This is a genomic window from Streptomyces sp. NPDC059788 (assembly GCF_042732265.1).
In the GTDB taxonomy this organism is placed as follows: Bacteria; Actinomycetota; Actinomycetes; order Streptomycetales; family Streptomycetaceae; genus Streptomyces.
Map to the genome: position 1 here is coordinate 143,076 of NZ_JBHWHY010000009.1, position 23,649 is coordinate 166,724.

At 73.1% G+C, this 23,649-nt stretch carries 27 protein-coding genes, 1 pseudogene and 1 riboswitch; of the genes and pseudogenes, 19 read left to right on the forward strand and 9 right to left on the reverse strand.

From position 1 onward, the window contains the following. The first annotated feature begins 91 nt into the window (after window positions 1-91). The 3 genes from ACFV57_RS10665 (at window position 92) to ACFV57_RS10675 (ending at window position 1,740) form a co-directional block, all read left to right on the forward strand. Window positions 92-937: a sulfurtransferase gene (locus ACFV57_RS10665; RefSeq protein ID WP_385228403.1), complete on the forward strand. Its 846-nt coding sequence runs from the start codon at window positions 92-94 to the stop codon at window positions 935-937. 82 nt (window positions 938-1,019) lie between these two features. After that, the gene (locus ACFV57_RS10670) at window positions 1,020-1,307 is read left to right on the forward strand and encodes a DUF1416 domain-containing protein (RefSeq protein WP_385228406.1); all 288 of its coding nucleotides are present in this window, start codon (window positions 1,020-1,022) and stop codon (window positions 1,305-1,307) included. A 121-nt stretch (window positions 1,308-1,428) separates the two neighbouring features. After that, window positions 1,429-1,740, forward strand: coding sequence for a DUF3099 domain-containing protein (locus tag ACFV57_RS10675; RefSeq protein ID WP_385228409.1), 312 nt, complete (start codon window positions 1,429-1,431; stop codon window positions 1,738-1,740). A 42-nt stretch (window positions 1,741-1,782) separates the two neighbouring features. Here the strand turns inward: ACFV57_RS10675 and ACFV57_RS10680 are convergent, their stop codons facing one another. Then, complete coding sequence (locus ACFV57_RS10680; RefSeq protein ID WP_385228412.1) at window positions 1,783-2,148, reverse strand: DsrE family protein; 366 nt, start codon at window positions 2,146-2,148, stop codon at window positions 1,783-1,785. Between the two features lie 152 nt (window positions 2,149-2,300). On the opposite strand from ACFV57_RS10680, the gene ACFV57_RS10685 reads away from it, so the two are divergent. The 8 genes from ACFV57_RS10685 to ACFV57_RS10720 all read left to right on the forward strand — a co-directional run bounded on the left by ACFV57_RS10685 (window position 2,301) and on the right by ACFV57_RS10720 (window position 9,941). Continuing rightward, the gene (locus ACFV57_RS10685; protein WP_385228415.1) at window positions 2,301-3,563 is read left to right on the forward strand and encodes a hypothetical protein; all 1,263 of its coding nucleotides are present in this window, start codon (window positions 2,301-2,303) and stop codon (window positions 3,561-3,563) included. Beyond that, entirely contained in the window at window positions 3,560-4,384 is an 825-nt protein-coding gene (locus ACFV57_RS10690) for a hypothetical protein (protein ID WP_385228418.1), read from the forward strand. The genes ACFV57_RS10685 and ACFV57_RS10690 overlap by 4 nt, the downstream gene beginning before the upstream one ends. Window positions 4,385-4,618: 234 nt before the next feature. Further along, complete coding sequence (locus ACFV57_RS10695; RefSeq protein ID WP_385228421.1) at window positions 4,619-5,182, forward strand: FABP family protein; 564 nt, start codon at window positions 4,619-4,621, stop codon at window positions 5,180-5,182. A gap of 36 nt (window positions 5,183-5,218) precedes the next feature. Beyond that, window positions 5,219-5,293: riboswitch (cobalamin riboswitch) on the forward strand. A gap of 204 nt (window positions 5,294-5,497) precedes the next feature. Continuing rightward, window positions 5,498-6,529 carry a FecCD family ABC transporter permease gene (locus tag ACFV57_RS10700; protein WP_385228424.1) on the forward strand — a complete coding sequence of 344 codons (1,032 nt, stop codon included), beginning with the start codon at window positions 5,498-5,500 and terminating at the stop codon, window positions 6,527-6,529. Window positions 6,530-6,566: 37 nt separating this feature from the next. Then, window positions 6,567-7,361, forward strand: coding sequence for an ABC transporter ATP-binding protein (locus tag ACFV57_RS10705; RefSeq protein WP_385228427.1), 795 nt, complete (start codon window positions 6,567-6,569; stop codon window positions 7,359-7,361). A gap of 20 nt (window positions 7,362-7,381) precedes the next feature. Next, window positions 7,382-8,422, forward strand: a complete 1,041-nt coding sequence (locus ACFV57_RS10710; protein ID WP_385228430.1) for an ABC transporter substrate-binding protein — start codon at window positions 7,382-7,384, stop codon at window positions 8,420-8,422. A 21-nt stretch (window positions 8,423-8,443) separates the two neighbouring features. After that, window positions 8,444-8,929, forward strand: a complete 486-nt coding sequence (locus tag ACFV57_RS10715; protein WP_385228433.1) for a Fur family transcriptional regulator — start codon at window positions 8,444-8,446, stop codon at window positions 8,927-8,929. A gap of 31 nt (window positions 8,930-8,960) precedes the next feature. Next, the gene (locus tag ACFV57_RS10720) at window positions 8,961-9,941 is read left to right on the forward strand and encodes a YgfZ/GcvT domain-containing protein (protein ID WP_385228436.1); all 981 of its coding nucleotides are present in this window, start codon (window positions 8,961-8,963) and stop codon (window positions 9,939-9,941) included. A gap of 32 nt (window positions 9,942-9,973) precedes the next feature. Here ACFV57_RS10720 and dtd read toward each other — a convergent pair whose 3' ends face one another. Beyond that, on the reverse strand, window positions 9,974-10,399 hold the full coding sequence (gene dtd, locus ACFV57_RS10725) for a D-aminoacyl-tRNA deacylase (RefSeq protein WP_385228439.1): 426 nt from the start codon (window positions 10,397-10,399) through the stop codon (window positions 9,974-9,976). A gap of 183 nt (window positions 10,400-10,582) precedes the next feature. Here dtd and ACFV57_RS10730 point away from each other — a divergent pair, with 183 nt between their 5' ends. The 5 genes from ACFV57_RS10730 to ACFV57_RS10750 all read left to right on the forward strand — a co-directional run bounded on the left by ACFV57_RS10730 (window position 10,583) and on the right by ACFV57_RS10750 (window position 14,956). Continuing rightward, on the forward strand, window positions 10,583-11,251 hold the full coding sequence (locus ACFV57_RS10730; RefSeq protein ID WP_385228442.1) for an ABC transporter substrate-binding protein: 669 nt from the start codon (window positions 10,583-10,585) through the stop codon (window positions 11,249-11,251). A 54-nt stretch (window positions 11,252-11,305) separates the two neighbouring features. Next, the gene (locus ACFV57_RS10735) at window positions 11,306-12,286 is read left to right on the forward strand and encodes an asparaginase (protein ID WP_385228445.1); all 981 of its coding nucleotides are present in this window, start codon (window positions 11,306-11,308) and stop codon (window positions 12,284-12,286) included. Between the two features lie 85 nt (window positions 12,287-12,371). Continuing rightward, window positions 12,372-13,613 (forward strand): GNAT family N-acetyltransferase, encoded by a 1,242-nt coding sequence (locus tag ACFV57_RS10740; protein ID WP_385228447.1) that lies wholly within the window; start codon window positions 12,372-12,374, stop codon window positions 13,611-13,613. A 162-nt stretch (window positions 13,614-13,775) separates the two neighbouring features. Beyond that, the gene (locus tag ACFV57_RS10745) at window positions 13,776-14,207 is read left to right on the forward strand and encodes an ankyrin repeat domain-containing protein (RefSeq protein ID WP_385228450.1); all 432 of its coding nucleotides are present in this window, start codon (window positions 13,776-13,778) and stop codon (window positions 14,205-14,207) included. Between the two features lie 182 nt (window positions 14,208-14,389). Further along, a complete protein-coding gene (locus ACFV57_RS10750; protein WP_385228453.1) occupies window positions 14,390-14,956 on the forward strand; it encodes an NADPH-dependent FMN reductase in 567 nt (188 codons plus the stop codon). A gap of 100 nt (window positions 14,957-15,056) precedes the next feature. Here the strand turns inward: ACFV57_RS10750 and ACFV57_RS10755 are convergent, their stop codons facing one another. Then, the gene (locus ACFV57_RS10755) at window positions 15,057-15,260 is read right to left on the reverse strand and encodes a hypothetical protein (RefSeq protein WP_385228456.1); all 204 of its coding nucleotides are present in this window, start codon (window positions 15,258-15,260) and stop codon (window positions 15,057-15,059) included. Window positions 15,261-15,363: 103 nt separating this feature from the next. Then, window positions 15,364-16,725, reverse strand: coding sequence for a carotenoid oxygenase family protein (locus ACFV57_RS10760; RefSeq protein ID WP_385228459.1), 1,362 nt, complete (start codon window positions 16,723-16,725; stop codon window positions 15,364-15,366). Window positions 16,726-17,124: 399 nt separating this feature from the next. Between ACFV57_RS10760 and ACFV57_RS10765 the strand changes: the two genes are divergently transcribed. Further along, window positions 17,125-18,042, forward strand: a complete 918-nt coding sequence (locus tag ACFV57_RS10765; RefSeq protein WP_385228462.1) for a HemK family protein methyltransferase — start codon at window positions 17,125-17,127, stop codon at window positions 18,040-18,042. Window positions 18,043-18,076: 34 nt separating this feature from the next. Here ACFV57_RS10765 and ACFV57_RS10770 read toward each other — a convergent pair whose 3' ends face one another. From ACFV57_RS10770 to ACFV57_RS10780, 3 genes are all read right to left on the reverse strand, one after another. Further along, window positions 18,077-18,433: an ArsR/SmtB family transcription factor gene (locus tag ACFV57_RS10770; protein ID WP_385228465.1), complete on the reverse strand. Its 357-nt coding sequence runs from the start codon at window positions 18,431-18,433 to the stop codon at window positions 18,077-18,079. 51 nt (window positions 18,434-18,484) lie between these two features. Next, window positions 18,485-19,855, reverse strand: coding sequence for an MFS transporter (locus ACFV57_RS10775; RefSeq protein ID WP_385228468.1), 1,371 nt, complete (start codon window positions 19,853-19,855; stop codon window positions 18,485-18,487). Window positions 19,856-20,088: 233 nt separating this feature from the next. Continuing rightward, window positions 20,089-21,018: an NADP-dependent oxidoreductase gene (locus ACFV57_RS10780; RefSeq protein ID WP_385228470.1), complete on the reverse strand. Its 930-nt coding sequence runs from the start codon at window positions 21,016-21,018 to the stop codon at window positions 20,089-20,091. A 132-nt stretch (window positions 21,019-21,150) separates the two neighbouring features. Here ACFV57_RS10780 and ACFV57_RS10785 point away from each other — a divergent pair. Beyond that, window positions 21,151-21,306 (forward strand): annotated as a pseudogene (locus ACFV57_RS10785) (transcriptional regulator); the annotation flags it as partial. 233 nt (window positions 21,307-21,539) lie between these two features. Then, window positions 21,540-22,097: a DUF3291 domain-containing protein gene (locus ACFV57_RS10790; RefSeq protein ID WP_385228473.1), complete on the forward strand. Its 558-nt coding sequence runs from the start codon at window positions 21,540-21,542 to the stop codon at window positions 22,095-22,097. Window positions 22,098-22,174: 77 nt separating this feature from the next. On the opposite strand, the gene ACFV57_RS10795 is transcribed toward ACFV57_RS10790, so the two are convergent. Then, window positions 22,175-23,398, reverse strand: a complete 1,224-nt coding sequence (locus ACFV57_RS10795) for a cytochrome P450 (protein ID WP_385228476.1) — start codon at window positions 23,396-23,398, stop codon at window positions 22,175-22,177. Continuing rightward, on the reverse strand, window positions 23,395-23,547 hold the full coding sequence (locus ACFV57_RS10800) for a hypothetical protein (RefSeq protein WP_385228479.1): 153 nt from the start codon (window positions 23,545-23,547) through the stop codon (window positions 23,395-23,397). Before ACFV57_RS10800 ends, ACFV57_RS10795 begins: the two co-directional genes overlap by 4 nt. Window positions 23,548-23,649: the final 102 nt, after the last annotated feature.

The following is a 23,649-nucleotide window of genomic DNA, read 5'->3' on the forward strand; positions in this document are numbered from 1 at the left end:
CCCCTGTCACTTCCCCCACGCAGCGCCGCGCCCCTCGCCGCAGCGCGCACCGGCGTACGCGTGCCCCGTAACTGCCCCGGAGGAGAACAACATGAGCCGTAGCGACGTCCTGGTGGACGCCGACTGGGTCGAGGCCCACATCGACGACCCGAAGGTGGTCCTGGTCGAGGTCGACGAGGACACCTCCGCCTACGACAAGAACCACATCAAGAACGCCGTCCGCATCGACTGGAAGCAGGACCTCCAGGACCCGGTGCGCCGCGACTTCGTCGACCAGGCGGGCTTCGAGAAGCTGCTCTCCGCGAAGGGCATCGCCAACGACGACACCGTCGTCCTCTACGGCGGCAACAACAACTGGTTCGCCTCCTACGCCTACTGGTACTTCAAGCTGTACGGCCACGACAGCGTCAAGCTGCTCGACGGCGGCCGCAAGAAGTGGGAGCTGGACTCCCGCGACCTGGTGGACGGCTCGCAGGTGCCCAACCGCCCGGAGACCGACTACAAGGCGAAGGCCCAGGACACCTCCATCCGCGCCTTCCGTGACGACGTCGTCGCCGCGATCGACAACCTGAACCTGGTCGACGTGCGCTCCCCCGACGAGTTCAGCGGCAAGCTGCTCGCCCCGGCACACCTCCCGCAGGAGCAGTCGCAGCGCCCGGGCCACGTGCCCAGCGCCCGCAACATCCCGTGGTCGAAGAACGCCAACGACGACGGCACCTTCAAGTCGGACGACGAGCTCAAGGCCCTCTACGAGGCCGAGAGCGTGGACCTGGCGAAGGACACCATCGCCTACTGCCGCATCGGCGAGCGCTCGGCGCTCACCTGGTTCGTGCTGCACGAGCTGCTCGGCCAGTCCAACGTCAAGAACTACGACGGCTCCTGGACCGAGTACGGCTCGCTGGTCGGCGTGCCGATCGAGCTCGGCGCCGCGAAGTAGGCGCACCGCCTCCCCGCACCGCCGCACTACCGCCGCAGTACCGCCTCCCCGTATCCCCTCAACTCACCAAGGAAGTACCGACATGTGTGGAGCACAGGCCGGCGGCCCGGACGCTTCGACGATCAAGCCGGGCGAGACCACGATCCAGGGCAGCGTGACCCGCGACGGCCAGCCCGTCACCGGTTACGTGCGGCTGCTGGACAGCACCGGCGAGTTCACCGCGGAGGTCCCCACCTCGGCGACCGGACAGTTCCGCTTCTACGCGGCCGAGGGCACCTGGACGCTGCGCGCCCTCGTTCCGGGCGCGACCGCGGACCGTACCGTCGTCGCGCAGCACGGCGGGCTCGCGGAGGTCGCCATCGCCGTCTGACGGCGACACCCATACGTACGCACGTACGGCCGACGGGCCGCACCCCAGGGGTTTGGACGCCTTGGCCGGGGTGCGGCCCGCCGCGCTTTCCACCCGCCCCGGCCGGATCTACGGTGGAACCATGTCCGCGCACCCGCGTCCGCCCGCGCAGCGCCGCCACCGCCGGTACTTCGTCCTGATGGGCGTGTGCATCGCCCTGTTCGTCCTGGCGTGGGGCCTCGTACGGCTGTGGTCCGTCCCGGCGGCCGTGGCGATGTGCGTGGTCGCCATGGTCATCCCGCCGTTCGCGGCGATCGTCGGCAACCGGCGGGAGCCGGGTGAGCGCTGGTGGGACGAGTCGGGCGATCCGGAGTCCGACCGGTGGTGGCGCGAGATCGACGACCACGGCTCCGGCTCGGGCTCCGATTCCGGCCCGGACTCGGGGCGCCGCTGAGCCGCGGCGCCGCCGGGCCGCCGATGACCGGCGCGGGCCGCCTCAGTAGACGAGCGCCTGCACCCCGTCCGGCATGACCTCGCTCACGAAGACCTGCGCCCCGGCGATCCGGGCCCCCTCGATGAGGTCCTTCTCCTCGATGTCCCGGCGGGCGGCGCACTGCGTGCACACCGTGATGGAGCCGCCCCCGGCCGTGATCGACTCGATCAGGTCCGGCAGCGGCGCCGCGTGCGGCAGCTCGAACTCGGCAGCGCGCCCCGGCAGCGCGAACCACGCCGACTCCCCGGTCAGCCACAGCGAGACGTGCACCCCGCTGGCCACGGCCACCGCCGCCACCGTGAACGCCTGCGAGCACCGCTCGGGCGCGTCCGCCCCCGCCGTCACCTTGATCACCAGCTTCTTCGCCATACGGCCACTTTAGAGCTCCTGCCAACGCAACCTTTCGGCGCGGTAGTTGGTCAGTTGTCCGACCGATAAACGATCATCTTGGGGGCCGCATGCAGCCGGACCGTCCTGACCAGCCACCCCGCGCGGGGTTACGCACCCGGCTCGCGGGGCGTTTGCGCCGTACGCGCCCGCTGATCGCCCTGGGCGCCGCGCTCGGCGTCGTCGGCGGCGTGGCCACGGGATACGCCGTCCAGTACGGGCGGCCGCCGACGCCGCCGGCGCCGTTGGCCGCGGGCGTGGCGGCGCAGTCGGCGCAGGCGACCGGGGACGCGGCGCCACGGCCGGCGGCCGCGCCGTGGTCCGACGGTGACCTGGAGACGCTGCTGGCGCCGCGGCCGGAGGGGGCGACGGCCGAGCGGGACAGCCGTCGCCGGCTGCGCCTGGACGAAGTCGCCGAGATGTACGAGGACGCCACCGTGCCGTTCAAGAGGTTCGCCGAAGGCGGGTTCCGGCGGGCCGTGATGGACGAGTGGCACCGCGGCAGCCTCACGGTCCGCACCGTCCTGCTCCAGTTCCACGACACGAACACCGCGATGGCCGCGCGCTACGTCCGCACGGAGTTGCAGGAACAGCGGAAGTGGTTCGGTGCCGACGTGAAACTGTCCGGGACCGCGACCGGGGAACTGCACGTGAACGACGAAACGGTGGAGGGCCTGGGCGGCGAGCCCGTTTACCAGGCCCGCGCCCTGGCACGACGCGGCGGCGTCGTCATGGAACTGATCTTCCAGGACACCGCACGGGTCGACCGGAACACCGCGACATCGCTGGCCGAGCGGCAGCTCGACCGGTTGCGGAAGGCCCCGGCGCGGGCGTCGCAGCTCACCCCCGAAGGCGCGGGCGCCGCCGCACTCCGTGCCGAGCTGCTGCCCGCCCGGGGCGGCCCCGGCCAGGGTCCCGACGCTGGCTGGTCCCGCGACGACGCCCTGTACGGCCCCGCGCGGTCGGCCATGCTGGCGGCGGAGCTGCTCAGACCACTGCCCGACGGCCCCAAGAACGCCTTCACCACCGCACTCCGCCGCCACACCGCCGAGGAGTCGGCCGTACGGACGTACCCCGGCGCCGACCAGATCCGCGAAGTGCAGCTCATCCGCCTCAAGGCGGGCGGGACGGGGAGCGGTCCGGCGGATCTCGCCGCCACGCTCGTCGGGGACGGCGTCCGCGAGGGGCCCCGGCTCCCGGACCACCCCGATGCGCGCTGTGTCCTGCCCGAACGGCCGAGTGCGGCATCGACGGCGTCGATGCTGTGCGCCGGACACGTGAAAGGCGTCCTGGTCCTGCTGACCGCGTACGGACCGAAAGAACTGGACACCGCGCAGGGGGCCCGTCAGCTCTCCCGGCAACTCGACCGGCTCGCCGCACACGGAGGCACCGCATGACCGAGAACAGCGCACCGGCCGAGGACGGGGGCAGACGCCGCCTCGCAATCCTGCCCCGCCTGATGGCCGCCGTCGCGGTCTGCGCCGTCCTCGGCACCGGCATCGCCTACGGGCTCACCTCGGCCGACCGTACCGACCTGCCCGGCCTGGGCACGCCGGACGACGGCCGCTGGACGTACCCGGAGCAGCACCGGCCGCCGCTGCCCCGGGGCGCCTCGGCCCCCTTCGCCGACCAGGCCCGTTCCGAGCGCGGCAGCCACCACGCCGACCTCGGCGCGCTGCGCCTGTCCGCCCCCGAGGACGCCACGGTGGATCTCGACAAGAAGAGCGGTGACGGCACGCCGGACACCGCTCCCTTCACCGGGGAGTACGCGGCTCCGTACGACGATCTGCTGCGGCGGCACCTGGCCGACTACGCGCCCCGGCGCACCGCCTCGCGAGGCTGGACCATGCCAGACGGCACCCGGGCCCGGGTGCACCTGCTCCAGTTCGACAGCGCCGCGGTGGCCGAGTTCTTCCGGCTGACCGTGCTGAGCGACGCGCGCGGCCCGGCCGTCTTCCTGCGGGACGCCCAGACCGTCGGACGGGACGACGCGTACAAGAAGGCCGTGCCGAAGGAGGCGGGCCCGGCCGTCGGCGGCGTGTCCGGGACCGGGGTGGAGGTCTACAAGGAGACGGGTTCCGAAGGCGATCTCTCGGTGCGGTACGCGTACGTGTTCGCCGGCGACACCACCGCCCTCATCGTCCACTCCCGCCCCGGCGGCACCGCACCGACCGCCCTGTACCAGTCCGTCGCCCTTCAGCGGCAGCTCCTGAGCTGAACCGGCGGGACCGACCTCACAGCGCCGCCACCGAGCACGCCGACTAGACTCGCTTCCGGTCCGTAATACCTCACTCCGTCCGAGGAGCGCGCTCGTGCTTGAGGCAGTCTTCACCACCCTGCTCGTCCTGGTCGCCGTCGGCGTCGTCGCCTTCGCCGGGCTGACCTGGAAGAAGCTGTACCAGGGCCAGCGCTGAGAACCTGACACTTCCCCCGATACAGATCGCCTGAGCTGATGATCGAGATCCCGTCCGACCTGAACCCGGCCCTCGTGCCCCTCGCCTTCCTGCTCGGCAACTGGGAGGGCGCCGGCGTCGCCGACTTCCCCGGTTCCGAGAAGTGCAACTTCGGCCAGGAGGTCACCTTCACGCACGACGGCCGTGACTTCCTCGAATACACCTCGCACAGCTGGGTGCTCGACGGCGAGGGCAAGAAGGTCGCTCCGCTGGAGACCGAGTCCGGCTTCTGGCGCATCGACAAGGACCGCAAGGTCGAGATCGTGATGATCCGCGACGGCGGTGTGGCGGAGGTCTGGTACGGCGAGCTGGCCGACCAGAAGCCGCAGATCGACCTGGCCACCGACGCCGTCGCGCGGACCGCGGCCTCCGGCCCGTACACCGGCGGCAAGCGTCTGTACGGCTACGTGAACAGCGACCTGATGTGGGTGGGCGAGAAGGCCACTCCCGAGGTGCCGCTGCGCCCGTACATGTCCGCGCACCTGAAGAAGGTCGTCGACCCGCGCGAGTGGGCCAAGGACATCAAGGACCTGCCGGACGACGGCATCGCCTTCTTCAAGTAGCCGAACAGACCTTCCCAGGTCACAGAGCGCCCCGCGGGGGAAGTCCGGTGAGAGTCCGGCGCTGACCCGCAACGGTGTGCGGAACCGTACGTTCCGCCAGCCCGATCACCCGCGGGGGCGCCCCTTCCCGAACAACTCGCCGTGGACTGCGAGGGGACACCGCCGCCGGCCTCGCGCCACGCGCCGTCACCCCGGACCGTACGGACGCGGCCCGAGCCGAAGGCGTACGTCCTCTTGGCCGCCTCCGCCCGAACCGAAGCCCCCGGCCCCGCCCCCGCGGACCGCGCCGGCGCCCGGCCCCGTACCGGCGCCCCGATGCCCACCGTGCCGCTGGTCGCCGGGCTCGTCCTCGCCCTGCTCGCCTCGCTGCTGTGCGGCGTCGCCCTGGGCGCCTCCGGCGTCGGCTGGGGCGAGGTCCTGCGCTACCTGGGCGCGGGCCTGAGCGGCGGCACCATCGCGCCCGACGAGGTGTCCGCGTACACCATCGTGTGGGAGCTGCGCTTCCCGCGCGCCGTGCTGGCCGCCGTCGTCGGCGCCGGGCTCTCCGCCATCGGCGTCGCCGTCCAGGCCCTGGTGCGCAACGCCCTCGCCGACCCGTTCGTGCTCGGCATCTCCTCCGGCGCCGCGGTCGGCGCCAACGCCGTACTGCTCTTCGGGGCACTGGGCGCGCTCGGCGTCTGGGCGCTGTCCGCCGCCGCGTTCTGCTCGGCGCTGCTGGCCATGACGCTGGTGTACGCGGCGGCCCGCAGCGCGCACGGCCTGACCCCGCTGCGCCTGGTCCTGACCGGCTCGGCCATGTACTACGGCTTCTCCGCCCTCTCCACCCTGATGGTCTTCGCCGCCGACCGGGGCGAGGCGGCCCGGTCCGCCATGATGTGGCTGCTCGGCAGCCTCAGCGGCGCGGGCTGGGGCTCGGTGCCGGTCGCCGCGGCGGCGGTGGCCGCCGCGCTGCTGTACCTGACGCTCTCCGCCGGCCGCCTCAACGCGCTCGCCATGGGCGACGAGTCCGCCGCCGCGCTCGGCGTGGACCCGGGACGGCTGCGCCGGGAGCTGTTCGGGGTCACGGCGGCCGTCACCGGCGCGGTGGTCGCGGTCAGCGGGGCGATCGGGTTCGTCGGCCTGATGGTGCCGCACGTGACGCGGATGCTGGTGGGCGCCGGACACCGCCGGGTGCTGGCCGTGGCGCCGCTGCTGGGCGCCGTGCTGATGGTCTGGGTCGACGTCCTGTCCCGGGTGCTGCTGGCGCCCGTCGAGCTGCCGGTCGGGGTGATCACCGCCGTCATCGGCGTGCCGACCTTCGTCCTGCTGATGCGGCGGCGCGGCTACACGTTCGGAGGCGGTGCCTGATGCGGGGCCGCGATCGCGGGTTCGGAGGCGAGGTCTGATGCGGATCGACATCGACGCGGTGTCCGTGGACGTGGCCGGGGCCCGGCTCGTGCACGACATCACCCTGCACGCCGGCAGCGGCCGGGTCGTCGGACTGGTCGGGCCCAACGGCAGCGGCAAGTCCACCCTGCTGCGCTGCGCCTACCGCGCGCTGCGCCCGGCCACCGGCACCGTACGGCTGGACGGCGCCGACCTGCACACCATGGGCGTGCGCGAAGGGGCCCGCCGCCTGGCCGCGCTGCCGCAGGAGTCCGCGACCGAGTTCGGCTTCACGGCCGCCGAGGTCGTCGCGATGGGCCGGCTGCCGCACCAGCGCGGCTCGGGGCGGCCGAGCGCGGCGGACCTGCGGGTGTGCGAGGCCGCACTTGCCCGTACCGGCGCCGCCCACCTGGCCGAACGCGCCTTCCTGACCCTGTCCGGCGGCGAGAAGCAGCGCGTGCTGATCGCCCGCGCGCTGGCCCAGGAACCGCGGGTGCTGGTGCTGGACGAGCCGACCAACCACCTCGACATCGCGCAGCAGCTGGAGCTGCTGTGCCTGGTGCGGGACAGCGGGCTGACGGTGCTGACCGCGCTGCACGACCTGAACCTGGCCGCCGTGCACTGCGACGAGCTGTACGTCATCTCCGGCGGGCGCATCGTCGCCTCCGGCGCGCCGCACGACGTGCTGGAGCCGGAGCTGCTCGCCGAGGTGTTCGGGGTGCGCGCCCACCGCGTTCCGCACCCCGAGACCGGCGCCGTCCAGCTGCTGTTCGACCGCCTGCCCGGCCGTACCGACCCGCCGGCCACCTCGTGAAGACCCCCTTGAGGACCCCCATGCGCATACGCCACCGCTCCGCCGCCCTGCTCACCGCCCTCACGCTCGCCGCGCTCACCGGCTGCGGCGCGCGGGTGGCCGAGGACGGGAAGGGGGACGCCGCGTCCGGGCCGGGGGCCGGGCACTACCCGGTCACGATCGAGAACTGCGGCACGAAGACGACGTACGACAAGGCGCCGCGGCGCGTGGTCACCAACGACGTCGGGATCGCCGACATCATGTTCGCGCTCGGCCTGGAGGACCACATGGCCGGGTACGTCATGCCGGAGTACCGGGGCAGGGTCGAGGCCGTCGCCTGGAAGGACGCGTACGCCAAGGTGCCCTGGCTCTCCAAGAAGACGATCACCAAGGAGATCGCCCTGGACGCCAAGGCCGACCTGGTCTTCGCGGGCTGGAACTACGGCTTCGGCGAGGACAGCGACGTCACCCCCGCCTCGCTGAAGAAGCTCGGCATCGGCAGCTACGTCCTGACCGAGTCGTGCCGCAACGGGACCGACGGCGGCCAGGGCAGCGCGCGCGGCGTGATGCCGCCGCTGGACGCGCTCTACACCGACCTGAAGACCCTCGGAAAGCTCTTCGACGTCGAGGACCGGGCGGACGCGCTGATCGCCAAGTACCGCAAGCAGGTGGCCGACGCGCAGGCCAGGGCGCCGAAGGACGGCGCTCGGCCCTCCGTCTTCCTCTACGACGGCGGCCAGGACAAGCCGCTGACCTCCGGCCGGTTCGCCGGGCCGCACGACATCATCACCAAGGCCGGCGGCGACCACGTCATGAAGGACCTCAAGGACTCCTGGACCACGGTGGGGTGGGAGACGGTGGTCGAGCGCGATCCCGACGTGATCGTCATCAACGACTACGGCACGCCGACCGCCGAACAGAAGAAGTCGTTCCTCAAGTCGTACGCGCCACTGAGGAACGTCTCGGCGATCAAGAACAACCGCATCTACGTCATGGACTACGCCGATCTGGTGGAGAGCCCGCGCAACCCGGCGGCCGTCACGGCCCTGTCCGGCTACCTGCGGGACGTACGCGGCCACTGAGCGCACTCCTACACTGGGAGCGTGGTGAGCAGCGACTGGCAGAGCGACCTCCGTAAACGCGGGTACCGGCTGACCCCGCAGCGCCAGCTCGTGCTGGAGGCTGTGGACAAGCTCGAACACGCCACCCCCGACGACATCCTCACCGAGGTGCGCAGGACGGCGGGCGGCGTGAACATCTCCACCGTCTACCGGACGCTGGAGCTGCTGGAGGAGCTGAACCTGGTCAGCCACGCCCACCTCGGGCACGGCGCGCCCACGTACCACCTCGCGGACCGGCACCACCACATCCACCTGGTGTGCCGGGACTGCACGGAAGTGATCGAGGCGGACCTGACGGTGGCCGAACCGTTCACGGCGACACTGAAGGAAGCGTTCGGCTTCGACACGGACCTGAAGCACTTCGCGATCTTCGGGCGCTGTGCGGCGTGCACCGCCAAGTGCGCGGCGGATGAGCCCGGGGCGGCCCCGGGCCCCGCAGCGGCGTCCGGGCCCGGGGCCGGATCGTAGATCACCACCACACCGGTCGTAGGCTGGGGGCATGCCGCGCCAACGTGAAGCCAGTCCGCTGCTGTCGCTGCCCGGTGCCGTCTCGGCCGAGGCCCCCGACGAAGGGGTCGCCGCACACTACGGCGACCTGTTCCGCGAGCAACGCGCCCTCGCGGACGGCCGCGGTCTCGTCGACCTCTCGCACCGCGGCGTGCTCACCGTCAGCGGCCCCGAGCGGCTGAGCTGGCTGCACCTGCTGCTGACGCAGCACGTCAGCGACCTCGCGCCCGGCCACGCCACCGAGGCGCTGATCCTCTCCGCCAACGGTCACATCGAGCACGCCCTCTACCTCGTCGACGACGGCGCGACGACCTGGCTGCACACCGAGCCGGGCAACGAGGAGGCGCTGATCGCCTACCTGGAGAGCATGAAGTTCTTCTACCGCGTCGAGGTCGCCGACCGTACGGACGACTACGCGGTCGTCCACCTGCCGGCCGGTTCCATCGCCGAAGCACCGAAGGACGCGGTCGTCCGGGAGACCCCGCACGGCCGGGACCTCTTCCTGCCCCGCGCCGCCCTGGAGGCCTTCGCCACCGCCAACGGGCCCGCCGCCGGCACCCTGGCCCTGGAGGCGCTGCGCGTCGAGGCGCACCGGCCGCGCCTCGGCATGGAGACCGACCACCGCACCATCCCGCACGAGCTGGGGTGGCTCGGCACCGCCGTACACCTCCAGAAGGGCTGCTACCGCGGCCAGGAGACCGTGGCCCGCGTCCACAACCTGGGGAAGCCGCCGCGCCGCCTGGTCTTCCTCCACCTGGACGGCAGCGAGGTCCACCTGCCGCCGCACGGCGCCCCCGTACGCCTCGCCGCCGACGGCCCCGAGGGCCGCCAGCTCGGCTTCATCACGACCTCGGCCCGCCACCACGAGCTCGGCCCCATCGCGCTGGCCCTCGTCAAGCGCAACGTCCCCACCGACGCGGAACTCCTCGCGGAGAGCACCGCGGCGGCCCAGGAGGTCGTGGTCGAGCCGTAGGGACGGGTGGCCGCGGCCCGGCAGCCGCGGCCTCAGACCTCCAGCAGCACCGTGAAGGGGCCGTCGTTCGTCAGCGTGACCTTCATGTCCGCGCCGAAGCGGCCGGTGGCGACCTCGGCGCCCAGCGCGCGGAGCTGTGTGACGACCTCGTCGACGAGGGGTTCGGCCGCCGGGCCGGGTGCCGCCGCGTTCCAGGTGGGGCGGCGGCCCTTGCGGGCGTCACCGTAGAGAGTGAACTGGCTGATCACCAGCAGGCCCGCACCCGTGTCCGAGCAGGACTTCTCGCCGTCCAGGATGCGCACCGACCACAGCTTGCGGGCGAGCTGCGCCGCCTTCGCCGGGGTGTCGTCGTACGTCACCCCGACCAGCACGCACAGCCCCGCACCGACGATCTCGCCGACCGTCTCACCGTCCACCTCGACGCGTGCGCCGTCGACCCTCTGCACCACAGCTCGCATACCGCCCATGATGCACGGCGCGCCCGGGACCCCGACAGCCGTACCCCACCGGGGCCGTTCGGGTGCCATGGCCATGGCTGGCCCTGCGGGCGGCCCGCCCGCAGTGGCACGATGCGTGCACGCGGTGCGTCGCGCGGACACCCTGCCCCCGCGACCGCACCGGACGAGGGGACGGAACGACTCATGAGCACTGCCGGCTCCGGGCACACTCCCGGTCCCGTACCGATCGCCCGTACGGCGCCGTCGTCGGCCCGTACGACCACGCAGGCCCAGGCGCGCCCCGGGCCGGCCCGCACGGAGGACGGTCCCATGTTCCAGGCAGGCACGGCGCCGCACCGGGCCCCGCTGCAACGCGACCGCTTCCGCCCGGTGCCCCGGCCCGACCTGCACGGGCTGAGCCTGCCCGACCTGCGCGCCCTGCGCCGCGAGGCGCAGCAGGAGGAGGCCGACCTGAGCTATGTGCGGCGGCTGCTGCAGGGCCGGATCGACATCCTGCGCGCCGAGAGCACCCGCCGTACGGCCCCGCACTCGCCGCTGCTGGACCGTCTCCCGGAGATCCTGGCGGACGGGCCGTCGCGGCACCGCTCCTCGGCCCGCCACGTGACGCTCGGCATGCCGCACAGCGAGGAGTACCGCCAGCTGGCGGAGCAGATGCTCGGGGAGGTGGAGCTGTCGGACCTCACGGCCCGTACGGACCAGGAGCTGCACGACGCGATGGGCCGCCTGGTCCGCTACGAGCAGCAGGTGTCCCGGCGGCGCCAGTCCCTGCAGCGGACCGCCGACGATTGCAGTGCGGAGATCGCCCGCAGGTACCGTGAAGGCGAAGCACAAGTAGACGACCTGCTCTCCTGACCCGGCGGCCACCCGCCTCCGGGGGGCGGCGGGTCACTCCCCGGAAGGCCGCCGATGAGCTCCCCCACCGTGACCGACGGGCCCGCCCCGGCCGGTATATCCCCCGTCCTCGCCGAGGTCGTGCGTTCGGGCTTCGTCGAAGGACGGCACCGCGGCTCGCTGGTGGTCCTGGCGGCGGACGGCAGCGTGGAGACCGCGCTCGGCGACGTGGTCTCCCCGGTCTTCCCGCGCTCCGCCAACAAGCCGATGCAGGCCGCCGCCATCCTGCGGGCGGGGCTGGACCTGTCGGGCGAGCGGCTGGCGCTGGCCGCCGCGAGCCACTCCGGCGAGGACTTCCACCTGGACCTCGTCCAGAAGATGCTCAGCGAGCACGGCCTGTCCGCCGGGCTGCTGCGGACCCCGCCGGACCTGCCGCTGGACCCGGCGGAGGCGGAGACGTACCTGGCGTCCGGGCGGGTGCGCGACCCGCTGACGATGAACTGCTCCGGCAAGCACACCGCCATGCTGGCCGCCTGCGCCGCCAACGGCTGGCCGCTGGACTCCTACCTCCACCCGGACCACCCGCTCCAGCAGCTGGCCCTTGAGGCGGTGCGAGCGGCAAGCGGCGAGCGGGTCGAGCACATCGGCACGGACGGCTGCGGGGCGCCGCTGATGGCGATCTCCCTGACCGGCCTGGCCCGGTCCTTCCGGCACTTCGTGCTGGCCGACCCGGGGACGCCGGAGCGCCGGGTGGCCGACGCGATGCGCGCGCACCCGGAGTACGTGGCCGGCACCCGCCGCCCCGACACCTGGCTGATGCGGGCGCTGCCCGGTGTGCTGTCGAAGATGGGCGCGGAGGCTGTGCAGGCGGTGGCGCTGCCGGACGGGCGGGCGCTGGCGTTCAAGGTGGAGGACGGCGCCACCCGTACCCTCGGCCCGATACTCGGCCGGGTGCTGCGGCAGATGGGTGTGGAGTCGCCGGTGCTGGACCGTATCGGGGAGGCGCCGCTGCTGGGCGGCGCGGAGCGCGTCGGGGAGATCCGGGCGGCGTTCTGAGGCCGCGCGGCGCCCGGGCTTCCGGGCGCCCCGCCCGCCCGATAATCCCGCGACGCCGGGAGCGGGCCGTGTCTACCGTACGCACATGGGCATCGAGGTGCGTACGGTCGGCGACGCGGACATCCCCGACTGGATGCGGGGCATGAACGTGGGCTTCCTGCGGCCGCCGGAGGTCTCCGAGGAGGAGATCGAGTACCGCCGCGGCCACTACGACCCGGAGCGCACCCAGGGCGCGTACGACAACGGCCGCTGGATCGCCACGTTCCGCAGCTTCCCGCAGGAGCTGACCGTCGTCGGCGGCGCGCGGGTGGGCGCCGACGCCGTCACGTCCGTCACGGTCTCCCCCACCCACCGGCGGCGCGGCCTGCTCAGCCGGATGATGGCGAACGACCTGCGCGACGCGAGGGAGCGCGGGGACGCCGTCGCCACGCTGATCGCCGCGGAGTTCCCGATCTACGGGCGGTACGGTTTCGGGCCGGCCGCCTGGTCCACCGAGTGGCACGTCGACGTGGCCCGCGCCGCGCTGGACCCGCGCCACGCGGGCCCGGACGACGGCGGCCGGGTCGACTTCGCCGACGCCGCGGAGGTGCGGGCCGTCGGCCCCGCGCTGCACGAACGGTTCCGCGCCGGGCAGCCGGGGGCGGTCAGCCTGCCCGCCGTCTGGTGGCGGACCCACACCGGCGCCGTCCGGCTCCCGCACAACCCCGCCGAGGAGCGCTTCCACGCCGTGTACCGGTCCGCGTCCGGCGAGGTCGAGGGCCTGGCCGCGTACCGGGCGGACGACGTGTGGGAGCACAAGCTGCCGCAGAACACCGTCACCGTCGACCGCCTGACCGCGACCACCCCGGCCGCCGAGCGGGCCCTGTGGCGGTTCCTGTGCTCGATCGACTGGGCCCTGCACATCAAGACGGGCGGGCGCGGGCCCGACGACCTGCTGCCGTACCACCTCGGCGACCCGCGCGCGGCACGGATCACGCAGCACGCCGACTACCTGTGGATCAGGCCGCTGGACGTCCCCCGGCTGCTGGAGGTCCGTACGTACCCGGCGAGCGGCTCCCTCGTCCTGGAGGTCCGGGACGCGGCGGGACTGGCCGGCGGCCGCTTCCTGCTGGAGGCCGGGCCGGAGGGCGCCACCTGTACGCGTACGGGCCGGAGTGCGGAACTCACCCTGGACGTCGGCGCCTTCGCGGCGCTCTACCTGGGCGACGAGTCCGCGGCACGGCTCGCCGCGCTGGGCACTGTCGCCGAGGAACGGCCGGGCGCCCTGGCGACCGCCGACCTCCTGCTGCACACGGCGCGCCGGCCGTGGTGCCCGGACGAGTTCTGACCGGTCCGCGACCGGTGGCGGACCCGCGACGCGGCGTGGGCGCCGGGTCCCCGCGCGCCGGGGCCGCCCGGCAGGTGTGCTGAATAAGGTGGCGGGGACAAGTAGAGGCCCGGGCGGGAGTTGCAGGACACCGCCTCACCACACGGCAGGAGGCCGGCGACCATGACTGACGCGAACACGGAGCCGCAGGGTCCCGACGCGACCGAGCACGCCCACGACCCCGAAGTGCTGCAACTGGCGGCCAAGGTCTTCGACCTGGCCCGGCACGGCGACACCAGCACCCTCGCCGCGTACGTGGACGCCGGGGTGCCCGCCACCCTCACCAACGACAAGGGCGACTCCCTGGTGATGCTCGCCGCCTACCACGGCCACGCCGACACCCTCGAAGCCCTGCTGCGGCGCGGCGCCGACCCGAACCGCCCGAACGACCGGGGGCAGACGCCGCTGGCGGGCGCGGTCTTCAAGGGCGAGGACGCGGTCGTACGGCTGCTGGTGGCGCACGGCGCGGACCCGGCCGCGGGGGCGCCGTCGGCGGTGGAGACGGCCCGGATGTTCCAGAAGACGGATCTGCTGACGCTCTTCGGGGCGCAGTGACGCGGGGCCGCCGTACGGGCAGGTGACGGCGGGGGCCCCGGGCGGCGGGGCCCCGCCGGGCGCGGGGCGGCGGTGCGGTGTGATCCCAGGGCCAGGCATTGACATGAACTTTGGTTGAGGTTTTAGCGTCTGGTCCGGAAGCCGATCGTCGGCTCCGTTCCACCGCTTCCAGGAGGCCCGCCATGCCCGAGCGCCCCTTCACCCTCGCCGTCATCGTCGGCAGCACCCGTGAGGGCCGGTTCGCGCCCGTCGTAGCGAACTGGTTCGCCCAGCACGCCCGACAGCGCGCGGACGTCGTCGTGGACGTCATCGACCTCGACGAGATCCGGCCGTACGAACTGCTGCCCGGCAGCGAGGAGATGGCGACCTACGCCAAGCGCGTCGGCGCCGCGGACGCCTTCGTCGTCATCACCCCCGAGTACAACCACTCCTTCCCCGCCCCGCTCAAGCACGCCGTCGATCTGCTGCGCCAGGAGTGGCAGGCCAAGCCGGTCGGCTTCGTGTCGTACGGCGGGATCTCCGGCGGACTGCGCGCCGTCGAGCAACTGCGGCTCGTCTTCGCCGAGTTGCACGCGACGACCGTGCGGGAGACGGTCAGCTTCCCGATGGCCGGCAACCTCTTCGACGGCGAGGGGCGGCTGCGCGAACCCCTGGACGCCGACCGGGCCGCGACGGTCCTGCTGGACCAGCTGGCCTGGTGGGCCCAGGCGCTGCGCGAGGCACGCGAGGCGCATCCGTACGCGGGGTGAGACCGGCCCGCGCGAGGGGCACGCTCCCGCACGGGGGTCGGGCGCGTGCCCCGCGCCCAGGCCGGCCCTGGAGACCACGCCGTGCGCGTGGCCGCCGCCACTATCCCCGCTCTTGCGCGTACCGCTCCCGGGCCGCGGCGAGCGACCGGTCGAAGCCGCGCTGCGTGGCGTCGCACCAGTGCATCAGGTCGGCCAGCACCCGCTGGAGCGTCTCGCCGGGGCTCGCGCGCCAGCCCTGCTCGGACAGGGTGTAGGTCTCCAGCGCCGCGCCAGCGCGCGCCACCTCCTCGTCGTTGCCGGCCACGCCGTCTCCCTTCGCCGCTTCTCCGAACACGAACACCGTACCAATGCAATCGCATCGGAAAAGCTCGCGGCAACCGGATTCCGCGCCCCGCCCGCTCCCCCGCTCACTCCCGGTCCGGTATCCACGCGCCGTGGAACCCGACCGGCACCCGCACCGGCAGGTGCACCCGCGCGACCGGCTCACCCGTGAAGTCCTGGGCCGCGAGGATCACCAGGTCCGTTGCGCCCCGCTCCGGGTCGTACACATACGCCATCAGCCAGCCGTCGTCCTCGGCGGCGTCCGGACCGGCCGGCACGAACACCGCCTCGCCCACACCGCCCCGCCGCGGGAAACGGCGCACCTCGCTGGTGCCGCGCTCCAGGTCGTACTTCACCAGCCCGGCACCCACCCGCTCCGTCCCCGGCAACCGCGCCACCCGCACGTCCGCCGCACCGGACTCCAGCACCGCGTACCCGTAACGGTGCGGCAGCGTGAGCCGCCGCGGATCCACCCGCGGCAGCTCCACCGGCCGCTCGTCCAGCCGCTCGCGCCGGACCCGGCCCGCCCGGAGGTCGACCGTCCAGCGCTCCAGCACGGGCGGCGCCCCGTCCGGGCCCGTCCGGCCCTTCGCGAACAGCCGCTCGTAGCGCACCAGATGCACGATGATCCGGCCGCTGCCGTCCTCCGTCTCGTACGCGTTCATCGGATGGAAGACGAAGCACGGGTCGATCTCCAGCCACCGCACGTCCGCCGCCTCCCCCTCCCGCGGCAGCACGCCCAGCCGGGCCGGACGCCCCGGCTCCCACACGTACGGGAAGGACGGCCCGACCCCGACGCCGCCCGGGTTGAACACCACCGGCAGGTCGTACAGCAGCACATGCCGCTCGGTCAGCGAGAAGTCGTGCATCATCGGCCGCCCGTCGACGGGCACGTCCACGCGCCGCCGGACCCGGCCGTCCGTCCCCACCACCAGGTACTGCACATACGGCCAGGCCCAGCAGTACGCCACACAGTGCAGCTCTTCGGTGTCCGGGTCGATGGTGGTGTGCGCGGCGAGCCCGCCCGGCAGGGTGCCCGCGAAGTCGAAGGGGCCCATCGTGTCCAGCTCGCCGCTCAGCTCGTACGGCAGCGAGCCGCCCTCGGCCAGCGCGAGCAGGCGCCCGGCGAAGCGGGTGACGTGCATGTTCGGGGCGAAGTCCATGTCCAGGTGGCGCGGCCCGTGCAGGATCTTCTCGCCCAGGCGCAGCGCCATCGCGTCGGAGCGCACCCAGCGGTTGCGGTACCACTCGGCCCGGCCGCCGCGCAGCCGCACGCCGTGCAGCATCCCGTCGCCGCTGAACCAGTGGTACGCCGCCGGGTCTTCCACGCCCAGCGGATTCGGCCCGTTGCGTACGTAACGCCCGTCCAGCTCCTCCGGAACGCGGCCGGTCACCTCCATGTCGTACGCGGTGACCTCCTCCCGCACCGGAGCGAACTGACCCCGCATATAAGGATTCCCGGCACCCGCCATCGCCGCCCGCCTTCCCGGCTCCGCCCCGCGGTGACCCGCCCGGTCACCGCCTCCCGCGGCAGCACCCCGCTCCCAATCTCCAGCCAGGACCCGGCCACGTCGAGACCATCGGCGGCCCGGCGGGCGTGCGGACGGCCGCCGCGCGCCCCTTGCCTCCCCCTCCCCGCACCCGTTCCGGCCTCCGGGCCCGCCGCGCCGCGCCTGCCCTCCGCTCCCGCCTTCGGGTAGGGTGACCAGCCCACACAGTGGACGACCAAGGAGGTGAGACCCATTACCGCTGTCCAGGCTGGGTGCTCTCACCTCACGGCAGGACGGTCCCTCCGAGGCAGGTGACCGCGAGAGCGCCCTTCGGCACCCCGAAAGGCCCGAACGCGCATGTCACTCCCCCTGTCCTCCCCCCTTCCGCCCGCTTCCCGCCCCGCCCTGGTCACCAGGCTCCGCGCGGCCGGCTGCGTCTTCGCCGAGGACGAGGCACGCCTCCTCCTCGCCACCGCCCGCACCCCGTCCGACCTCGCCGCGATGACGGACCGGCGCGTCGCCGGCCACCCCCTCGAACAGGTACTCGGCTGGGCGGAGTTCTGCGGCCTCCGGATCACCGTGGACCCCGGCGTCTTCGTCCCCCGCCGCCGCACCGAATTCCTCGTCGGCCAGGCCGCCGCACTCGTCCGTGCCCGCACCGCCGTCCACCCGCGGCCCGTCGTCGTGGACCTGTGCTGCGGAACGGGCGCCGTCGGCACGGCACTGGCGGCGGCCGCGGGCACCGACCCGTCGGGGGCGCCCGGTGCAAACGGTTCGCCCGGTGCGTCCGGTACGTCCGGCGCGTTCGGCGCGCCCGCGTCGCCCTCCCCCATCGAGCTGCACGCCGCCGACATCGAACCCGCCGCCGTACGGTGCGCCCGCCGCAACATCCCGCCCGCCACGGGCCGGGTGTACGAGGGCGACCTCTACGCCCCGCTCCCCCGCTCCCTGCGCGGCCGCGTCGACATCCTCGTCGTCAACGCGCCCTACGTACCGACCGAAGCGATCGGTCTGCTGCCCCCGGAGGCCCGCGACCACGAGCCGCGCGTGGCGCTCGACGGCGGTACGGACGGCCTCGACGTCCAGCGCCGGGTGGCGGCCGGGACGCTCCGATGGCTGGCCCCCGGCGGCCACTTGCTGATCGAGACCAGCGAACGCCAGGCCCCCCGCACCCTCGAAGCCCTCCGCCGCAACGGCCTCGCCACCCGTCTGGCCACGGACGACGACCTCGGCGCCACCGTCGCCATCGGCACCGCCCCGGCCGCTTCCCCCTGACACCGCCCCCGCGGTGGCAGCCTTCGCTCCGGCGTCAGTCGTGGGGCGGCAGATGGCCGATCTGGTGGTCGGCGACGCTCAGCGCTTCGGTGACCAGGCGCTTGAGGTGGCCGTGCTGGAGGCGGTAGACGACGTGGCGGCCGTCCTTGCGGGTGGCGACCAGACCGGCCAGACGGAGTTTGGCCAGGTGCTGGCTGACCGAGGGGCGGGCGGCGCCGGTGGCGGCGGTCAGGGTGGCGACGTCCGCCTCGCCCTCGGTGAGCTGCCGGAGCAGGGCCAGGCGGGTACGGTCGCCGAGCAGCGCCAGGACGGCCGCGGCGGTCCGCAGCCGCTCGTCGTCGTCCCGCTGTTGCATGGGGTGTGCACCTGCGGCGTGCACGCGTGCGCTCATACGCACATCGTAGGTGCCTCCCCGCCGCCCGGAACCCGCCGGGCGCGAGGGTCAGTTGGCCGCGGGCCGGGGCGGCCAGCGGTGGTGCAGGTCGTCGATGACGAAGTCATGGGCGTGCCGCCACCCGTGGCCCGTACGGCGGGCGTCGGCCAGGTGCGGGTGCCCGTGCTCCAGGCCGGTGTGGACGTGGGCGAGCCGGCCGGGGTCCGGGGCGGGCCACAGGCGCCGGGCGGCCAGCGCCGCCCCGAGGGCCACCGAGCCGAGAGCGAGGGCGGCGGCGGGCAGGCCGGCTCCGGCGCCGAGCCATCCGGCGAGCGGGTAGGCCAGCAGCCAGCAGCCGTGCGAGAGGGAGAACTGGGCGGCGAAGGCCGCGGGCAGGTCGCCCGGGGCGGCGGAACGGCGTACCAGGCGGCCGGTGGGGGTCATGACGAGCGATTCGGCGGCGCCGAAGACGGCCCAGGCGGCCAGCAGGGCCGGCCAGGTCCAGCCCCCGGGCGCGGCCCGGGACGCGGCGGCCAGCGCGAGGAGCAGGCCCGCGGAGGTGAAGGCGGCGGGCAGCATCAGGCGGCGGTCTCCGGTGCGGGCGAGGAGGCGGGGCAGCAGCAGCGCGGTGAGGATGGACCCGGCACCGTAGGCGCCCAGGGCCAGCGGTACGTCCGAGGTGCCGCGGCCGAGATGGTCGCGTACGTAGACGATGGTGTTGACCATCACCGTCGCGCCGCCCGCGGCCACGGCCAGGGTCAGGGCCAGCAGGGCGCGCAGCCGCGGAGTGGCGAAGAACAGCCGTGCGCCCCGGGTGGCCCGCGCCGCGAAGCCCGCGCCGTCCCGGTCCGCACCCGCACGTTCCCGGTTGACGGCGGGGAGCGCGGCGGACAGCACCAGGGCCGCCGAGGCGAGGAAACCGGCCACGGTGCCCGCGAACAGCCAGTTGTACGTGATCCAGGACAGCAGCGCGGCGGCCAGCGCCGGGGAGAAGAGCATCTCCAGGTCGTACGCCAGACGGGAGAGGGACAGGGCGCGGGTGTAGTCCTCCTCTTCGGGCAGCACCTCGGGGATCAGGGCCTGGAAGGCGGGCGTGAAGGTGGCCGAGGCCGCCTGGAGCAGGAAGATCAGGACGTAGACCTGCCAGACCTCGGTGACGAACGGCAGCCCGCACGCCACCGCGGCCCGGACCAGGTCGGCGCCCACCAGCAGGGGCCGCGGCGGCAGCCGGTGCGCGAGCGCGCCGATGACCGGAGCGAGCCCCACATACGCCAGCATCTTGATCGCCAGCGCGGTCCCCAGCACCGATCCGGCGTCCGGGCCGGCGATGTCGTAGGCGAGCAGACTCAGGGCCACCGTCGCCAGCCCGGTCCCCACCAGCGCGATCACCTGCGCGGTGAACAGACGGCGGTACGTACGGTGACGCAGCACGGACAGCATGCACCCTCCCGGCGAACCCGAACGCGCGATCCCCTCCACCATAGACAACATGTGCGCATAGATGCACTCGTTTACGCGTGCACGGGACGGAACGTACGGAGGGCGGGTGGCCGAGGAATCAATTCCGGCCGCAGTCGCGTGAATTCCCAGGCCGTATCCCGGCAGCCGCGGCAGCTCCGGGCGCCGACCGTTCATCAGTGGGGCCTCGTTCGCGCGAGGCCCCACGACGGGGATCAGACGGTCAGGACCAGCTTGCCCCGGAGGCCGCCGCCGTCGAGCAGCCGGTGCGCGTCGGCGACGCGCTCGAACGGGAACGTCTCCTGTACGTGGACCCGTAGCCTGCCCTGTTCGACGAGTTCGACGAGACCCCGCAGGGCGACCGGATCGGGGTCGACCGCGATGCCGCTGAAGCGCAGGCCGGCCGCCTCGTACTTGGCGATGAGCCGCGCGTCCTCATCGGCGACCGCCGTCACCAGGTGGCCTCCCGGGCGGAGCACTTCGAGCGACCGCTCGACGGTGTCGCCGCCGATCGTGTCGAGCACGACGTCGATGTCGCGGACCGCCTCGGTGAAGTCGACCGCCATGTAGTCGATCACCTCGTCGGCGCCGAACCCTTCGACGAACTCCCGCTTGCTGCCACCGGCGGTCGTGATCACGTGCGCGCCGAGCGCTTTCGCGATCTGGATCGCGACGTGGCCGACCCCGCCGCCACCGCCGTGCACCAGGACGCGGTCGCCCTCGGTCACGCCCGCGAGATCGACGAGCCCCTGCCACGCCGTCAGCCCGACCACCGGCAGCGCCGACGCCTCCACGTGCGAGAGCGACGCCGGCTTAGGTACCAGGTGCAGCGCGGGCGCCGCCACGACCTCGGCGTACGCGCTCGCCGCCCGCGGAAACAACGGCATCCCGAACACCTCGTCCCCGGGCCTGAACCGGTACGTCAGCGAACCCTCCTCGACGACGCCGCTGATGTCCCAGCCGAGGACGAACGGCGGCCGGCCGAGCAGCGGGAACTCACCGGCGCGCAGGCGAGCTTCCAGCGGGTTCAGGCCGATCGCCCGGACACGGACGAGGACTTCGGCCGGCAGGGGACGGGGCTCGGGCGCGTCCACGACGGTGAGCACCTCGGGGCCGCCGAAGGTCTGTTGGGTGATGACTCGCATGACTCTCCTGGCTTTGAAAGGGGGGAGAGATCCGAGGCTATGTTTCCGGCAGGAACCGGCAGGTACCTCTGGCGCCATGAGCGGTTTCGGCCCCGGCGATCCCTTCCTCGCCGGCTGAACGGCTCGGCCGGCGTCGAGTACGAACCCACCCCGCTCGGAGCGACGCTGACCGACCCGATCCACGCGCTGACCGAGTGGGCGACGGCGCACGGCGAAGCGGTGCTCGATGCGCTGGACGCCACTTCCGAGCCGGACTCCACTTCCGAGCCGGACTCCACTGACGGCTGAGTCCCCGCAAGGCCTGTGCGCGAAGCCACTTGGGCAGGGAAAACGCAACTTCGACAGGGCCCGCGAAGGCAGCTACCTTCACCTGGTCTTCGGCGATCACAAACGGTCGCGCGGGGCTTCCTTCAGACTGAGCCACCCGCGACGGCGGGACGAGCCCTGCCCATCCCCGCCCCCATGCGCAAGCCACCACCGAACCGGTTCCACACCAGGCACCCTCAACCAGAGAGAGACGCATGCCCCATCTTGCTCTGTACACATTCGGCGTCCTGAAGTCACCTCTCACCGATCCCGCGCCTCTCACACGCGAGTTGCGGGACAGCGGCGAGGCCGTCTACCGGACGATCAGCGGGCACCCCGGGTACCTCGCCCGTGCCGAAGCGGCGGACCGCGGCCGGGGCACACACTTCGACCTGGACTGGGGCGCATGGGGCGAGTTCGCCGTACCGGCCTGGTACGGCAAGGGCCGCACTGCGGAAACCGCCGCCCTGGACGCGACCCTCTCACTCTGGACCGGCCTGCGCCCCGCCTTCGACGCCATCTACACCGGCCTGCACCGCGCGGCGCTCAACAGGCGTTACGACTGGTTCGAGAGGACAGCACACCCGAATTACGTGTCCTGGTGGGTCCCCGACGGCGCGATACCCACCTGGCAGGACGGAGTCTCACGACTGGAACACCTCCACAGCCACGGCCCCGCACCGCACGCCTTCACCTTCCAGCACTCGTTCACCCCGGACGGGGCACCGGCCGGCATCAAAAGCACCGGGCCGGAGAGCGGTCAGGTGCGCTGACAAGGAAGCCCGGACTGTCCCGTCCCACCGGGCTTCTGCGGGCTGTGTGCGTCAGCGGACGCCGGTGCCGGCGGCGGTCACTCCGGGCCGCCCTGCCAGGTCACGCGCATCGCCTCCGGCCCCCGGATGTGCGGCCGTTCTCTCCACCTGATGTCGCGGACGGTCAGCTCCGGGGTCCTGGTGAGCAGCGCCCGCAGTCCCTCCTGGAGGTCGATGCGCCCGAGCTGGGCGCCGACGCAGTAGTGCGCGCCGTAACCGAAGGTGAGGTGCCCCCCGGGTGGCCGGGTGAAGTCGATCGCGTCGGGGTCCTCGAACCGGGCCGGGTCGTGGTTGGCCGACTCGACGGCGACGGTCAGGGCTTCGCCCGCGCGCACCAGCGTGCCGCCGACGTGGACATCCTCCCGCGCATAGCGGACGAACAGCCCGGCACCGGCAGAGGCGTTGTTGCGCAGCAGTTCCTCGGCCGCCGCCGGCAGCTCGTCCGGATTCGCACGCAGCCGGTTCCACAGCGCACGGTCGCCCCGCGTGAGAACGTAGACGCAGTTCGGAATCTGGGTGATGATCGCCTCGAACCTGGCCAGCAGCATGCTGACGACCAGCTCGATCAGCTCGGCGTCGGTGAGCCGGTCCGCCTCGTCCCGGGCCTGGACCATCGCCGACAGCAGGTCGTCGCGGGGGCGGGCCCGACGCTCGGCGATGAGTCGCTCGGTGCAGGCGCGCAGCGCACCGAACCGCCGCATCATGCCCTCGGCGCCGACGGCGCTGCCGGGCATCAGCGCCGCGCTGGTCGACTCGAACGCCTCCCGGTCCGAGGCCGGCACGCCGAGCAGGTCGCAGATGGACAGCACGCTCAGCTGCTGCGCGTAGTCCACCACGATGTCCATGCCCGGCCCGGCGTTCATCGCCGACGACAACAGCTCGTCCGCCGTCGCGCGCACCGTCGGGCGCTGCGCTTCGATACGGGATTTGCTGAGGGCTTTGACCAACAGCGTGCGCAGCCGGGTGTGTTCGGGGGCATCCAGCGTGATCAGCCCGGCCAGGTCCGTCGCTTCCTCCTGGCGAGGGAAGTCCCGGCCGACCGACATCGCGCGGCTGAACCGCGCGTCGCCCAGCACCAGCCGGGCATCCGCGTAGCGGGTGACCAGCCAGGTGGGTTCCCCGTAGGCGAGCCGCACCCGGAGCAGCCCCGCACGCTGCCGCAGCTCCCGGAACCGCTCGTTGACCTCGATGCCGCGGCCGTCGTCGAAGGGAAAGTGCTCCAGCGCCTCTGCGGCGTCGGGAAGATCGGGAACGGTCGTCATATGGGCTGCACCTCCGTCAGCCAGTCGTGCAGGTTCGCTGAGATCAGGTCGGCGTGCCGGGACAGGATGGTGAAGTGATCGGCGGGCAGCCTGCGTACGCGGTGTGCCAGTTCGGCCGGTAACGGATGTTCCTGCAAGCTGGTGGGCATACCCGCGACGGCCTCACCGGCGACCAGGTGCAGGATCGGCGCCTCCGGCAGGCCACCTCGGCTCTCTCGGAAATCACGGAGAACCGTATGACTGGTGGTACC